At 66.4% G+C, this 13378-nt stretch carries 13 protein-coding genes; 1 reads left to right on the forward strand and 12 read right to left on the reverse strand.

Annotation, left to right across the window (positions count from 1 at the left end):
- Window positions 1-2 precede the first annotated feature (2 nt).
- Window positions 3-1079: an NAD(P)-dependent oxidoreductase gene (locus tag C6A82_RS18585; protein WP_105343354.1), complete on the forward strand. Its 1077-nt coding sequence runs from the start codon at window positions 3-5 to the stop codon at window positions 1077-1079.
- Here C6A82_RS18585 and C6A82_RS18590 read toward each other — a convergent pair.
- The 12 genes from C6A82_RS18590 to C6A82_RS18645 are packed head-to-tail and all read right to left on the reverse strand — an operon-like array spanning window position 1076 to window position 13378.
- A complete protein-coding gene (locus C6A82_RS18590; RefSeq protein ID WP_105343356.1) occupies window positions 1076-1882 on the reverse strand; it encodes an SDR family NAD(P)-dependent oxidoreductase in 807 nt (268 codons plus the stop codon). The two genes, C6A82_RS18585 and C6A82_RS18590, sit on opposite strands and share 4 nt — an antisense overlap.
- Before the next feature lie 9 nt (window positions 1883-1891).
- Complete coding sequence (locus C6A82_RS18595) at window positions 1892-4336, reverse strand: CoA transferase (protein ID WP_233216828.1); 2445 nt, start codon at window positions 4334-4336, stop codon at window positions 1892-1894.
- A gap of 5 nt (window positions 4337-4341) precedes the next feature.
- On the reverse strand, window positions 4342-5289 hold the full coding sequence (locus C6A82_RS18600; protein ID WP_105343358.1) for an enoyl-CoA hydratase/isomerase family protein: 948 nt from the start codon (window positions 5287-5289) through the stop codon (window positions 4342-4344).
- Between the two features lie 34 nt (window positions 5290-5323).
- On the reverse strand, window positions 5324-6457 hold the full coding sequence (locus C6A82_RS18605) for a Xaa-Pro peptidase family protein (RefSeq protein ID WP_105344612.1): 1134 nt from the start codon (window positions 6455-6457) through the stop codon (window positions 5324-5326).
- Window positions 6457-7698 carry a Xaa-Pro peptidase family protein gene (locus C6A82_RS18610; protein WP_105344613.1) on the reverse strand — a complete coding sequence of 414 codons (1242 nt, stop codon included), beginning with the start codon at window positions 7696-7698 and terminating at the stop codon, window positions 6457-6459. The genes C6A82_RS18605 and C6A82_RS18610 overlap by 1 nt, the downstream gene beginning before the upstream one ends.
- Window positions 7695-8891, reverse strand: coding sequence for an amidohydrolase family protein (locus C6A82_RS18615; RefSeq protein ID WP_105344615.1), 1197 nt, complete (start codon window positions 8889-8891; stop codon window positions 7695-7697). The genes C6A82_RS18610 and C6A82_RS18615 overlap by 4 nt, the downstream gene beginning before the upstream one ends.
- Window positions 8892-8932: 41 nt before the next feature.
- Complete coding sequence (locus tag C6A82_RS18620) at window positions 8933-10174, reverse strand: cytochrome P450 (protein WP_105344616.1); 1242 nt, start codon at window positions 10172-10174, stop codon at window positions 8933-8935.
- Between the two features lie 35 nt (window positions 10175-10209).
- A complete protein-coding gene (locus C6A82_RS18625; protein WP_105344618.1) occupies window positions 10210-10404 on the reverse strand; it encodes a ferredoxin in 195 nt (64 codons plus the stop codon).
- A 1-nt stretch (window position 10405) separates the two neighbouring features.
- The gene (locus tag C6A82_RS18630) at window positions 10406-11086 is read right to left on the reverse strand and encodes a TetR family transcriptional regulator (protein ID WP_105344620.1); all 681 of its coding nucleotides are present in this window, start codon (window positions 11084-11086) and stop codon (window positions 10406-10408) included.
- A gap of 25 nt (window positions 11087-11111) precedes the next feature.
- Window positions 11112-11951: an SDR family NAD(P)-dependent oxidoreductase gene (locus C6A82_RS18635; protein WP_105344622.1), complete on the reverse strand. Its 840-nt coding sequence runs from the start codon at window positions 11949-11951 to the stop codon at window positions 11112-11114.
- Complete coding sequence (locus C6A82_RS18640) at window positions 11952-12803, reverse strand: alpha/beta fold hydrolase (RefSeq protein WP_105344624.1); 852 nt, start codon at window positions 12801-12803, stop codon at window positions 11952-11954.
- Window positions 12788-13378, reverse strand: coding sequence for an NADPH-dependent FMN reductase (locus C6A82_RS18645; protein ID WP_105344626.1), 591 nt, complete (start codon window positions 13376-13378; stop codon window positions 12788-12790). The genes C6A82_RS18640 and C6A82_RS18645 overlap by 16 nt, the downstream gene beginning before the upstream one ends.

Here is a 13378-nt window from a genome sequence, read left to right on the forward strand (position 1 = left end):
AAGTGACGGACACCGTTCTCGTCACGGGCGGTTTCGGCCTTGTGGGGTCGCAGACCGTCAAACGGCTGGCCGCCGACGGCCGGCGGGTGGTGGTCGCAGACCTCGACACTCCTGCCAATCAAAAGAAGGTGAAGGGTCTGCCCGACGGCGTCACGGCGCGGTGGGCGGACCTGACTGATGCCTCCGACGTCGACCGACTCGTATCCGAGGTGTCGCCCTCGGCGATCGTTCACCTGGCCGCCGTCATCCCGCCGGTGCTTTACCGCAAACCCGGTCTCGCGCGCAAAGTCAACGTCGGCGCCACGGTGGCGTTGGTGCGCGCCGCAGAGGGGCTGCCGGAACCACCTCGGTTCGTTCAAGCGTCGAGCAACGCGGTCTACGGATCGCGAAATCCTCATCGGGTAACCGATATGGTCCGCGCCGACACGCCCCCACGGCCCATCGATCTCTACAGCGGAACCAAGCTCGAAGCCGAGGAGTTCGTGCGGGCCTCGAGTTTGGAGTGGGTGGTGCTGCGGCTCGGCGGGGTGCTCAGTCCAGACTTCAGTGCCTTACCGCTCACCGCGGACGCAATCTTCATGGAAAGCGCCTTGCCTACGGATGGACGCCTCCACACCGTCGACGTCCGTGACGTCGCAACGGCATTCGCGGCTGCCACCACCGCCGACGTGGCGCGCGAAATCCTGCTGATCGGTGGCGACGACTCCCACAAGCTGCTGCAAAAACAGGCGGGGCCCGCGCTCGCCGGGGCGCTGGGGTTGCCAGGCGTACTGCCGGAGGGTCGCCCGGGTGACCCGGACAACGACGACGGCTGGTTCCTCACCGACTGGATGGACACCGAACGGGCCCAGCAGGCGTTGCGGTTCCAGCACCACTCGTGGCCGGACATGCTTGTCGAGATGCAGGAACAGGTGGGATGGAAACGCCACATGTTGCGGCCCGTGGCGCCGTTGGCTCGGCTGTTTCTTTCGCGCCGCTCGGCCTACCGGAACGCACCCGGCCGCTATGCCGATCCGTGGGGAGCTATCCGCGCCAGACTGGGCGAGCCGGGGTTGGACGCGCAACGGCCGGGCGATTAGCCGGGACCCAATTGGTAGTCGCCGGTGGTCGGGTTGTGGTGCCACCCGCTTGCGGCCTGCGTTCCGCCGTCGACGTGAATCGTCTGACCGGTGATGTAGCTCGACATGTCGGAGGCCAGAAAGACCGCGGCTCCGGCCATTTCGTCGACATTGCCGGGGCGGCCCATCGGAATCACGTGGCGGGCGCCCTCGGGCAGTCTGTCCGGGGAGACGCGCAGGAGTCCCTCGGTGACCGTCAGGTCCGGCGCCAGCGCGTTGACGCGGATCCCCTGCGTGGCCAGTTCCAGCGCCGCCGTCTTGGTGTAGTTGATGACGCCCGCCTTCGCGGCGGCGTACGCCGCGTAGCCGGGTGCGGCGCGCACACCCTCGATGGACGTCACGTTGATGATGCTTCCCGGCAGGCCTGCGGTCACCAGGCGCCGAGATATCCGCTGCGTACACAGGAGCACATGGCGCAGGTTCGACCGGTACAGCGCATCCCAGCCGTTCTCGGTCGTCTCCAGCAGGGGTGACGCGAAGACGCCGCCCGCGTTGTTGACCAGGATGCTCACCGTACCGAGCTCGCCTGCCGTGCGCTCGAGCGCCGCGTCGACCTGCTCGCTGTCGCGGACGTCGGTCACGATGCCAAGGGTCCCAAGGTTTTCGGCCGTCGATGCGCAGGTATCGGGATCGCGTTCCCAGATCGCGACGGTGGCGCCGAATGCGGTCAGGCCCTCGGCGATGCCGCGACCGATGCCCTCTCCCCCGCCGGTGACGACCGCGACGCGACCGGTCAGCAGGATGCGCGACGGATCGATGGCCATCTGGATGAGTTAACCAGTCTTGGTGGTGCGGATGCCAAGGCCCGCCGGGGCGGTGCCGATGATGCCCTGATCGCCGAGTTCGGCGATGTCGTCGTCGCCGAGCCCCAGTCCCGACAGCACCTCATAGTTGTGCTGTCCGAGCAGCGGGGCAGGCGACGTATGGAAGCGCTGCGGCCCGGTCGAGATGCGCATCGGAAGCGTGCTGTGTCGCGCGGAGGGATTCACCGGGTGGTCGACCCGCTCGTAGAAGCGACGGTGCTCCAGTTGCGCAAGACCACCGACCCTGTGTGGCTGCATCACCTTGGCGACGGGCACGCCTGCCGCCCATAACGTTTCGACGATGTCGTCTCCGGTGCGGGTGCCACACCATCGGCCGAGGTGGTCGTCGATCTCATCGTGTTGTTTCCGTCTTCCCGCCGCGGTCGACAGCTCGTCGGTGGCCCAGTCGGGGCTCCCGAGCGCGGCAACCAGCCCTGCCCACTGGTCGTCGGTGGCAACGGCGATCGCGACCCAATCGTCTGGCCTGCCGAATTCGTCGGCTTCGCGGGTTCGGTAGAGGTTCTGCGGCGCCGCCGTCGGTCCGCGATTGCCCTGGCGTTGCAGCAGGTTGCCGTAGGCGGAGTGCTCGACGACCTGTTCGGCGGCGACGTTGAGCGCGGCGTCGACCATCGCGGCTTCGATTCTGACGCCCTTGCCGGTGCGGCGCCGGTGTGCGAGCGCCAGCAGCAACGCGTTGAGGCCGTGCACGCCCGCGTTCGGATCGCCCACCGCATACGGTTCCACCGGATTCTGGTCGGGATGACCGGTCAGCCAGGTGATTCCGGACGCATCCTCGATCACATACGCGAACGCGGGCTTGTCCCGCCATGGGCCGTCGAGCCCGAAGCCCGGCATCCGCATCATGATGGCGTCCGGCCGCAGTTGCGCCACGGTGTCGAAGTCGAGGCCGATCTGGTCGAGCACCCGCGGCGTGTAATTCTCGACGACGACGTCGCATGTTTCGACGAGCCGGTGCAGAAGCTCGACGCCGCGCGGCTTACGGATATCGAGCGTCACGCTCTTCTTGTTGGTGTTGAGGCCGGAGAAGATCGGCGAGCGCTCCCACCACTGCTCTTCGGTGATCGGCACGCCCGCGATCAACCTCGTGCCGTCCGGGCGCGCCGTCGACTCGACATGGATGACCTCGGCGCCGAGCTGCGCGAGCACGTGCGTGCACGACGGGCCGGCCCAGAAACTGGTCATGTCCAGAACCCGCACCCCCTCGAACGGCAACCCCTCTTGCGCCGAAACCGACAAACGGGCGCGATTTTGGCCCTTTTTCGCGCCCATTTGTTGGTTTCGGCGGTAGTGGTCGGTGTGTTCACCGAGGCGGGGCGCCGGCTGCGGCGGACGCACGAGCGGTGGGTTCGCGCGGTACGGCGGCCCCGGCTGGGTGAAGCCGTCGCGTGGGTTGGTGACGAAGGTGCTGCGTTCGGCGAACTGGTCGAACGAGGTGACGTTCGCGCCGTTTCCGACGGGCGCGTTGGGGATCCGGAACGCGGAGGACAGATCGAGGATTTCCTCGACGCTGTTCTCGCGCACCCACGCGAAGATGTCCTCGGCGTGGATGTTGGCCTGTTCGGTGATCGACAGGTCGGACTGTTCGTCGATCCACTCCTCGTGCCCGGTCATCGCGCAGAGGTCGAACCACTGCTGCGCGGTGCCGCAGCCCAGCGCCACCAAACCGTCGGCGGCCGTCGCCACGCCGGGGATTGTGAGCCGACGACGGTCGCGGAAGGGACGACCGAGCGCATCGTTGAACGACACCGAATAGTAAGTGAGGCCGAGAATCTGGGCCTCGAGCATCGACACGTCCACGAGGCCCGACTGCACGGCCATCGTGCCCGCGGCGGCGTAGGCGCCCGCCAGCCACTCGCCGATTTGACCCGCGACGAACAGCGGCGCACGGTCCTGGGCGCCACGGCCGAGACCGATCACACCGCCCGACCACGCCTGCGTGGTGAACTCGGTCGCGGGCTTGGCGGCCCATGGCCCCTCGATGCCGAACGGAGTGATGGAGGTGACGGTCAAGTCAGGGTGAGCGTCGGCCATCGCAGCCGGGGTGAATTCACCGTTCCCAACGATCGCCGAACCCCGCGACCACACCACCGCGTCGGCGCCGTCGACCAGGCCGCGCAGCATGGCCACGTCGTCGGGTTCGTCGGGGTCGACGACGACGCTGGTTTTCGAACCGGCGAGGAAACAGAAGAGCGCACCGTCGTCGCCGTCGGCGATCCGGGCGCCCGACGCCGACCACCGGCGCAGCGGATCACCCTCGGGTTCCTCCACTTTGATCACGTCTGCGCCGCCGTCGGCAAGCAGCTTCGAGCAGTATGCGCCTGCTATTCCGATGGACAGGTCGATGACGGTGTACCCGTCGAGTGGAAGCAACGCCTCTGTTGAATCGCTCCTCACGTCCGCTAATCCTTCTTCTTGCGGTTCGACTTGCTCAACCGGAACTCCGGCGGAAACTTCGCGTCGTTGTCGTTGACCGAGTCGGCGAGGCCCGCGTCGATGGCATCCCCGAGCACGAAATCGCCTGCATCGTGTTGGACCGTGCTGCCCATCGACTCGAACATCGCCGTCAGCACACTGCCCATGTACTCACCCTGAAACTGCTTGACCACCTCGAAGAACACCTTCTGCTGGAAGATGGTGTCGACGGGCCGGTTGCGAGCGCACGCGAGCGCATACTTCTCGACCTCGGCTTCGAGCACGTCACGGGCGACGACCTTGTTGAGGAAGTTGCAATCCTTCATCTCCTGCGCCGTGAACGGCCGCCCGGTGAACACCATCTCCTGAAACGGCCGCAGGCCCATCGTCAGGATCCACGTCCACATGCGTGGACCCCAACCGTAATAGCGAAACGACGGATGCCCGAAAAGCGCGTCACCCGAGGCGATTACCAGGTCGGCGTCCGCGCACTGGTAGAAGTGCCAGCCGTAGCAATAACCCTTGGCTTCGACGATGCTGATCTTCTTGAGTTCCTGCAGCGCGCGGTTGCCCGCGGCGGCATTCGCATACCACTGCCCCATCGTCGCGCCGTGGCGAAAGCTGCCCTCGGGTGGATACGTGACGTTCGGATCGTCCACCCGGAGCTCGGCGAGCCGGTCCTCCTCGGTTCCGGCCATGAAGTCCGGCAGGTCGGCCCCGCTGCCGAAATCGTCGCCGACGCCCCGGATCACGATGACCTTGACATCGTCGTCGACGTTCGCGCCACGCAACAGGTCCGCATACCGTAACCGGGCCGCCGACGTCGGCGCGTTGAGGTAGTCGGGACGGTTGAAGGTGATCGTCGCGATCTTGGTCTCGGGGTCCTTGTCGTAGAGGACGATCTCCTCGGGCGACGGACGTTCGCCTGACGCCATGGTCGTATCGCTCCTCGCGTGCGCGTGGTGGTTGCTAGGCGGTCGCTTCGACCGCACCGTACGTCGGGCTGAACGTCAGGACCTCGGCTCCGTCGTCGCCAATCAGTACCGCGTCCCTGGAGAACACCGCCCCGACACCGGCTTCCCAGACGTATCCGGTGACCGCGAGCACCATGCCCGGTTCGAGCCGTTCCTGCGCGCACGTGGCAGGCAGATCCGCGGAGATCACCGGTGGGTCGAAGCCCAACCCGAGACCGTGCGCGACAGGTGTGGCGGGCAGCGACTCGCCCGCGGCCTCGTACGCCGAGAGCAGATCGGTGGCCATGCCGCCCGGCCTGCACGCCGCGATCAGACGTTCCCACAACTCATTCGACCGACGGAACAGCGCGTCGGCGCCGGGCACGTCGCCGACCGGCCAGGTCCGGCCGACCTCGCCGACATAACCGTCGGCCAGCGCGCCCGCGGACAGCGCGACGAGGTCGCCGTCGGCGATCCGTCCCTCGCCAGAATCCCGACGCCACGAATGGTCCTTCGGTGTGATCCACGCACCGTCCTGCGTCGCAGGGGTGGTGACGCCGCCCGCCGCCATCGCTTCCATCATCGCACCGGTGAGGGAAAGCTCTGTCACACCTGCGGCCAACTCGGCGCGTGCCGCCTCCAACGCGTGTTCGGCGACGCCGAGCGCTCCGCGCAAAACGGCGATCTCGTCGGTCGTCTTGATCCGCCGCGCTGCTCGCAGCGCGGGTTCGGCATCGACCAACTCGGCTGAGGGAAACGCCATCGGAAGCAGCTGCGCGAAGGTCGGTGTCAGTGAATCGGTGCCGACCCGCCGGACGGTGTTCGCACCGGGAAGCTTCTTGAGCACCTCGATCAGCGTCATGGGATTCCACGCCAGCCCGTAGAGATGGTCGTGGCTGATCTCGTCGGGGATCCCCTCGTCCCACGTGCTGTTGAGATGGATTTCGCCGGTCGCCCGGATCACCTCGCAGATCGGCCCGAACGGGCGGGTGCCCGCGACCCAGAGCTGTGGCGCCCCGGTAACGTAGCGAACGTTCGCCTGACGGCCGAGCACGAGGATGTCGAAATCGTGGTCGGCCATCTGGGCCAGCACCCGGTCACGGCGGCCACTTCGCAATACGGTTGCGTCAGGCAGGATTTCGAGCGCCATCAGACCCGCCCGTACGGGGCGTAGGGGTAGTCTGTGATGCGGGTGTTGCCATCCTCGGTGATGACCACGATCTCCTCGCTTCGATAGCCTCCCGTGCCGTCCTCCCAGACCACCGGCTCGAGCACCAGCAGCATTCCGGCAGGGAACACGAAGTTGTCGTCGAACTCCTGGCCGAGATCCGTCCCGATCATGGGCATCTCGGCCGGGTTGGTGCCGATGCCGTGCCCGAGGTAGAAGTGCGGGAGCCACGGCTTGCGTCCGCCGTTGGCGACGATGGCGGCGCGGGCCAGGTCACCGGCGGTCGCGCCCGCCTTGGTGACCGCCAGCACGGCATCGATGATCTCGCGCCACTTCTCGTACTGGGCGTGCTGCCGGTCCGACGGTTCATCGCCGACGAGCCAGGTGCGGCCGAAGTCCGAGCAGTAGCCGTTGTAGGTGATGCTGACGTCGGTCCACAGCACGTCGCCCCGCGCCAGTTCACGTTCGGTGGTCAGCAACGGCAGTGCGAGGTCGCCGGTGGTTGTCCACACAGCGCCACTGGTCTTCGTCGTCGGCATCACCTGCCAGATCGCCTCGAGCATGTTGGCGGTGGCGCCCAGTTCGAATGCACGCCGGACGAACGCCGCGGAGAGGTCGACCTGGCGCACACCGGGGGCCAGGGCCTTCTGCACGTCGAGCATGGCCCTCTCGGTGATGCGACACGCGTTGCGGACACACGAGATCTGGTCGGCCGTCTTGACCAGTTTCGCCGGGCCGACAATTTGCGCGGCGTCCGAGGGCGGACCCGAAGGGAACAGGCGCGCCTGCGCGCGGCGCATCGCACCGGTCAGCTCGTCGACGGCGACGACCGCACCGGCGGGCACCAGCTCGGCCAATACCGTCGCGAAATGATCTACGCCCTCGTCGAATTCAAGGTAGAGCGGACCGTGGGTGTGATCGGCGGGCACCTCCGTCTCCGAGAGCGACCCCTCGCGCATGGGCATGAACAGGTGCGGATGCTCGTCGTCGGCGAGCACGATGGCAACCGGCCGCTCGACGTGCGAGAGCCCGGCGTCCAACAGGCGCCAACTGGCTCCGGTGGCATACACGACGTTGCCGTTGCCGAGAAGAACGAGCGCGCCGACGCCCTTCTCCTTCATGGAATCGCGCAGCCGGGCACCGCATTCGCGGTACATCCGCGCCATATCCGGCAGGTCGGGAATCTCGAGTGCGGAGCTACCCGCTGTCGCGATCGCGGTCATTCGACGCCCAGGAAGTTCTTGATGTTGGTGCTGACGATCTTCGTCGCGGCCTCCTGTCCGACCGCGTCGACGACCGTCTTCAGCGATTTCTCCGAGTAGCCGAACGTCGACTCGTTGTGCGGGTAGTCCGACGACCACATCACGTTGTCCTCGCCGATCTTATCGATCAACTCGAGGCCAAGCGGGTCGACCATGAACGATGCGCACATGTGCTCGCTCCAGTAATGCCGGACGTCGTGGTTCAGTTCGTGGTTGAACATGTGCCGGTACGACGCCAGCATGTGCTCGGCGTCTTGAAGAGCCGTCGGCACCCAGGCGATTCCACCTTCGAACCAGCCGATCTTCAGGCTCGGGTGCCGATCGAGGATCCCGGAGAAGACATATTTCGCGAACTGCTCGCGGAACGAGTCGACGTTGACCATCATGCCGACGACCACGCTGTTGTGCTGGCACGGCGTCTTGGGCGGGGTCTCACCGATGTGGTGGCTGACCGGGATGCCCGCCGCTTCGATCTCGTCCCAGACCGCATCCATGTCGGTGCTGCCGTAGTCGTAGATGTTGCCCTCGTCGTCCTTGCCGGGGTTGAGCGGCAGCAGGAACGTCTTAAGGCCGAGCGACTTGAGCTCTTCGAGAGTACTGCGGGTGCCCTTCGGGTCCCACCAGTTGATCAGGCCGACGCCGTAGAAGTGGCCCTTGCTGCGCTCCTGCAGATCGGCGATGTGCTCGTTGTAGATGCGGAACACACGCTCGCGCAGCGACTTGTCGGGATAGTGGAACAGCGCCAGCACGGCGTTGGGGAACGCGAGCTCCTTGTCGATGCCGTCCTCGGCGAGCTCGCGGATGCGCGCTTCTATGTTGTTCGACGCAGCGCCTGCCAGGTCGTCGTACTGCATGAGCACGCGGCCGAAGTCACCGCCCGTCCACGCCTTGCCCTTCATGCCGACCATGTAGGCGCCGTCCTCGTACCAGATCCGCGGCGCGGCACCCTTCAGCTCCTCGGGAAACCGTTCATAGAAGATGTCGTCGGCCACCGAGATGTGGTTGTCGGCGGAGAAGATCTCGGTGCCCTTAGGGAGTCCGGGCAGGCCTTCCTCCATCGCGTGGCCTTTGCGGAACTTGGGTGCGCCGAAGCCCTCGGGCGGGTAGAGCGACGGGGTGCGGGCGGGCGACGGTGTTGCAGTCGGGATAGACATTGTGGACTCCAATCAGGCTGTAGGACAAGACTGTCGGCGACTTACCAAGTCACCGGAAGTTCGTAGACACCGAAGGCGAGCCGGTCATGTTTGAACGGCACGTCCTCGAAAGGAATCGCCAGCTTCATCGTCGGGATGCGCTTGAGCAGGGTCGGAAACACGATCTGCATCTCGGCGCGGGCGAGTTGCTGACCGACGCACTGGTGACGGCCGTACCCGAAACCCAGCTGCTGGCCGACATCACGGCCGAGGTCGAGCTTGTCGGGTTCGGGATAAGCGGCGCCGTCCCAGTTGGCGGGTGCGAGGTCGATGATGATGCCTTCGCCTGCGCGGATCGTCTCGCCGCCGATCTCGATGTCCTCGATCGCGATCCGGCGCTGGCCCGTCTGGATGATGGACAGGTAGCGCATCAACTCTTCGACGGCGTTGGCGACGAACTTCGGGTCGTCGGAGTCCCGAAGCAGCGCAGCCTGTTCCGGGTTCTCCAGCAGCGCGAGTATGCCGATGCCGATCATGTTGGCCGTCGTTTCGTGACCGGCGATCAGAAGACCGGTTCCGAGCTGCGCGGCCTCCTTGACGCTGATCTCGCCTGCGGTCACCCGCTCGGCCAGATCGGACACCGCGTCTTCGGACGGGTTGGCCTGCTTCTCCTCGACGAGATTGACCAGGTACTGGTGCAGGCTCATCGCGCCCTTCTGCATGGCGTCCGCGGCCGCGTAGCGGGCCAGCCCGGCATTGGCATGCTCCTGGAAGAACTCGTGGTCTTCGTAGGGCACACCGAGCATGTCGCTGATCACCCGGGTCGGCACCGGCAGCGCCAGCTTGGCGACCATGTCGGCGGGCTGCGGTCCGGCCAGAACGGCGTCGATGCACTCGTCGGTGACGTCCTGGATCACGGGACGGAGGCCTTCGACCCGCTTGAAGGTGAACGGCTTGGACAGCATCCGGCGGAACCGGGTGTGCTCCTCGGCGTCGGAGGTGAACACCGACCGCGGCCGCTTGTTCACCGTCGAGAGCATGTGTTCGTTCCAGTGCGGGAAACCCTCGCGCCGGTCATCGACGCTGACGCGCGGATCCGCGAACAACTCTCGCGCGACCGCGTGGCCGGTGATCAGCCATGGCGTGCCGCCGTTCCAGATGCGCACGCGCGACAGCGGTTTCGTCTCGTTCATCTCGAGCATCTGCGCAGGCGGCGCAAACGGGCACCGCGCGTCGCGCTCCATCGGATAGGAGGGGATGTCGGCGGTCACGCCGGATGCATTCGCGGTCAGTGTTTCAGACATAAGCCTTATTCATTTCGCTCCTCGCGTGCGCGGGTTCATTCCTCGATGTCGATGGCCAGGGCCGGACAGGCCGCGGCGGCGTTGCGGACGTTGGCTGCTTGTTCGGAAGAGGGACGCTCAGTGAGCAGGAACACGACGCCGTCGTCGTCGCGTTGGTCGAAGACCTCGGTGGCGTTGAGCACGCACTGACCCGATGACACGCACTTGTCCTGATCGACGACGACTTTCATGTCACGGATGCTCCGTGACGGGCGCGTGCCACAGCCCGACGATCGCGTCGATCAGACCGGATGCGACCGCCGCCCAGCTTGTCCTTGGCACCCCGTCACCCTCGGCGAAGGCTCGTTCGAAGTCGGCGCAGGTGTGCATCATCAGGTTGCGCACCATGATGTTGCGCTCGGTCACAACGGCCATCGGGAGGTCGGGCAGACAACGCGTGAGGCCGTCGACGACCCGGACCACCGACGGCGATGCCAGCGCGTCGCGAACCACGATCTTCTGGTACTCGGGATCGGCCAGCGCCTGCGCGGCGAACCGCGCGTACCACGTCGGATTGCCGAGCTGCGCCAGATGCTCGGTCAGCGAGCACACCAGGCAGGTGATCCAGTCCCGCAGTTCGGCGGACTGTCCGATGTCGGCCACCATCCGTTCCTGCAGCCGCTCGATGGAGGACCGGTGCTTCTGTTCGATCGCGCGCACGAGGTCGGTCTTGGTGCCGAAGTGATAGCCGACAGCAGCGTTGTTCCCCTGTCCCGCCGCCTCGCTGACCTGGCGATTCGACACCGCGAAGACGCCATGCTCCGCGTACAGCCGCTCGGCCGCCTTCAGGATCGCCTCTTGTGTGTTGCTCGCCCGGTCGGCGCGCACCGCTCGTGCAGTGGTCACGGTCACAGTCAACCCGTCGAGCCGCATTAAGTCAAGCGACTGATTTAAACTGTCATCGTTTTGGCTTGCGGACGTCGTCCGTTTTTGCTCCTCGCGTGCGCATCACCTTGCCCGCCACCGTGCCTCCGTCGACCGGCAACACGGTCCCCGTCACGTACCGGGACCGGTCCGTCGCGAAGTACAGCGCGGCCTCGGCGACGTCGTCGGTCGTGCCTTCACGTTTCAGCGGGCGGTCGTTTCGCATGGTCTCGCGAATCTTCGCCTCGAACTCCTCGAGCTTCTCCAAATCCTCCCCCGACGCGGCCTTCCGCACGATCGCCGTGCGAATGTTGCCGGGCGCGATGGCATTGACGCGAATCTCGTAATGGGCCAACTCGATCGCGGCGGACTTGGTGAACTGGATGACGGCGGCCTTCGACGCCCGGTACGTCAGCACGCCGCCGCCGGCCAGGATGCCGCCGATCGAGGTGATGTTGATGATCGATCCGCCGGTGCCTGCTTCCCGCATCTGCCGCGCGGCGTCGCGGGTGCCCGCCATCACTCCGCGCAGATTGACGGCCATCACCTTCTCGAAATCGGCGAAGTCATCGTCGAAGATGCTGCGATGCATCGTGCTTGACACTCCGGCGTTGTTGACCATGACGTGCAACCCGCCGAATCGCTCGACCGCCGTCGACACCAACCCGCTCACCTGATCCAGTTGCGACACGTCGGCCTCGACGAACAGCGCGTTGCCCCCGAGGTCCCCGGCAAGCGCCGTCCCCGCGTCGCCGTCGACGTCGGCGATGAGCACCTTCGCGCCCTCGGCGGCGAACCGTCGACTCATCCCCTCGCCCAGTCCAGCCGCGCCGCCGGTGACGATGGCGACCTTGCCCTCGAGTTCGTTGCTCACCTAGCTCGCCGTCCTCTCTCGGCTCACATCGCCGAGGAAATCCAACAGCAGCTCGTTCACCGCGTCGGGCTGTTCGATCTGCGGGCAGTGACCGGCCCGCTCGACGACCGCGGAGCGGCCGTTGGGAATCTGCGCCGCGATCTCGGCCGCCCAACCCGCGGGCAGCAGCTTGTCGGCCGCGCCCTCGACCACCAGTGTCGGCACCGCGATGCGTTCGTATGCTCGCTTACTCGACGGCAACGGCGGCGGCTCAAGCCCCGGTCGCCGGAACCTGGCTGCTGCCAGCGCCTCCCACGCGCCGGGGGCGATGCTGGACTCGTAGCGCCGCTGCACATACGCCTCGTTGTGCGGGTACGCCGAGTCGGCGAACAGCGCCTCGACGATGCGCCGCATACCAGGCAGCGTGGCGTCGTAGTCGTAAAGCGCCGCCGAATGTTCGTTGCGCTGGATCTCACCGCCGCCACAGATCATCGTCAGGCTGCGGGCGGACAGCAGCGGTGACTCCGACGTGGCATCGACGAACAGGTTGACCGCACCCATCGAGTTCCCGACGAAGTGCGCGCCCTCGACACCCACCGTGTCGCAGAAACGCGCGATGTGCCGGATCCGCATGCCGCGGCCGTCGTTGAAGTCGATGACCTTCGCGGACCGGCCGAAGCCGAGCATGTCGAGCGCGAACACGCGGTAGTGCGCGGCCAGCGTGGCCACGTTGTGCTCCCAGCCGAGGTCCGCGCTGATGCCGAACTCGCCGCCGTGCAGCAAGACGACCGGATCACCCTGCCCCGCTTCGAGATAGCCGGTCGTCAGGCCATCGACGAGAACCGTCTTGCGCGTCGTCACGCCGTTTCCCATGCGGCGCGCGCATGCGCGAGCACCTGGGTCGCCAGCATGTCCAGCTGACCCTGGACGGCCTCGTCGACCAATTCGCCAGACTCGTCCCAGATCTTGTCCGCGGAGTTGATTGCCACGCCGAGCGGTGTCGGCCAGGCCCGCAGCGCGTGTCCGATCGACCGTAGCTGCCCCAGGGTGCCGACCGCGGCCTGCCAGCCGTAGGCACAGCTGATGCATCCCCACGGAGTGTTGTCGAGGTAGACCCGTGGGTCCTCGCGCAGATCCTCGATGTAGTCGAGTGCGTTCTTCACCAGGCCCGAGATCGCGCCGTGGTAGCCCGGCGATCCGACGACGACGGCGTCGGCATCACGCAGTGCGCTGACCAACTCGAGCGCCCTCGGGGTTCGCTTCAACTCGTGCGGTGCGTACATCGGCAGGTCGAGCTCGGGGCCGCTGAAGAACCGGGTACGGCCGCCCTGTCGTTCGACGGAGGCCAGGCAGTAGCGCAGAGCCCGTTCGGTCGAGGAGTTGGCCCGCAGCGTGCCGCCGAGGCCGACGACGAGCGGTGCGCCGCCGGTTGTCGTAGTTGTCGTCAT

The organism is Mycobacterium sp. ITM-2016-00318, assembly GCF_002968285.2.
GTDB lineage: Bacteria > Actinomycetota > Actinomycetes > Mycobacteriales > Mycobacteriaceae > Mycobacterium.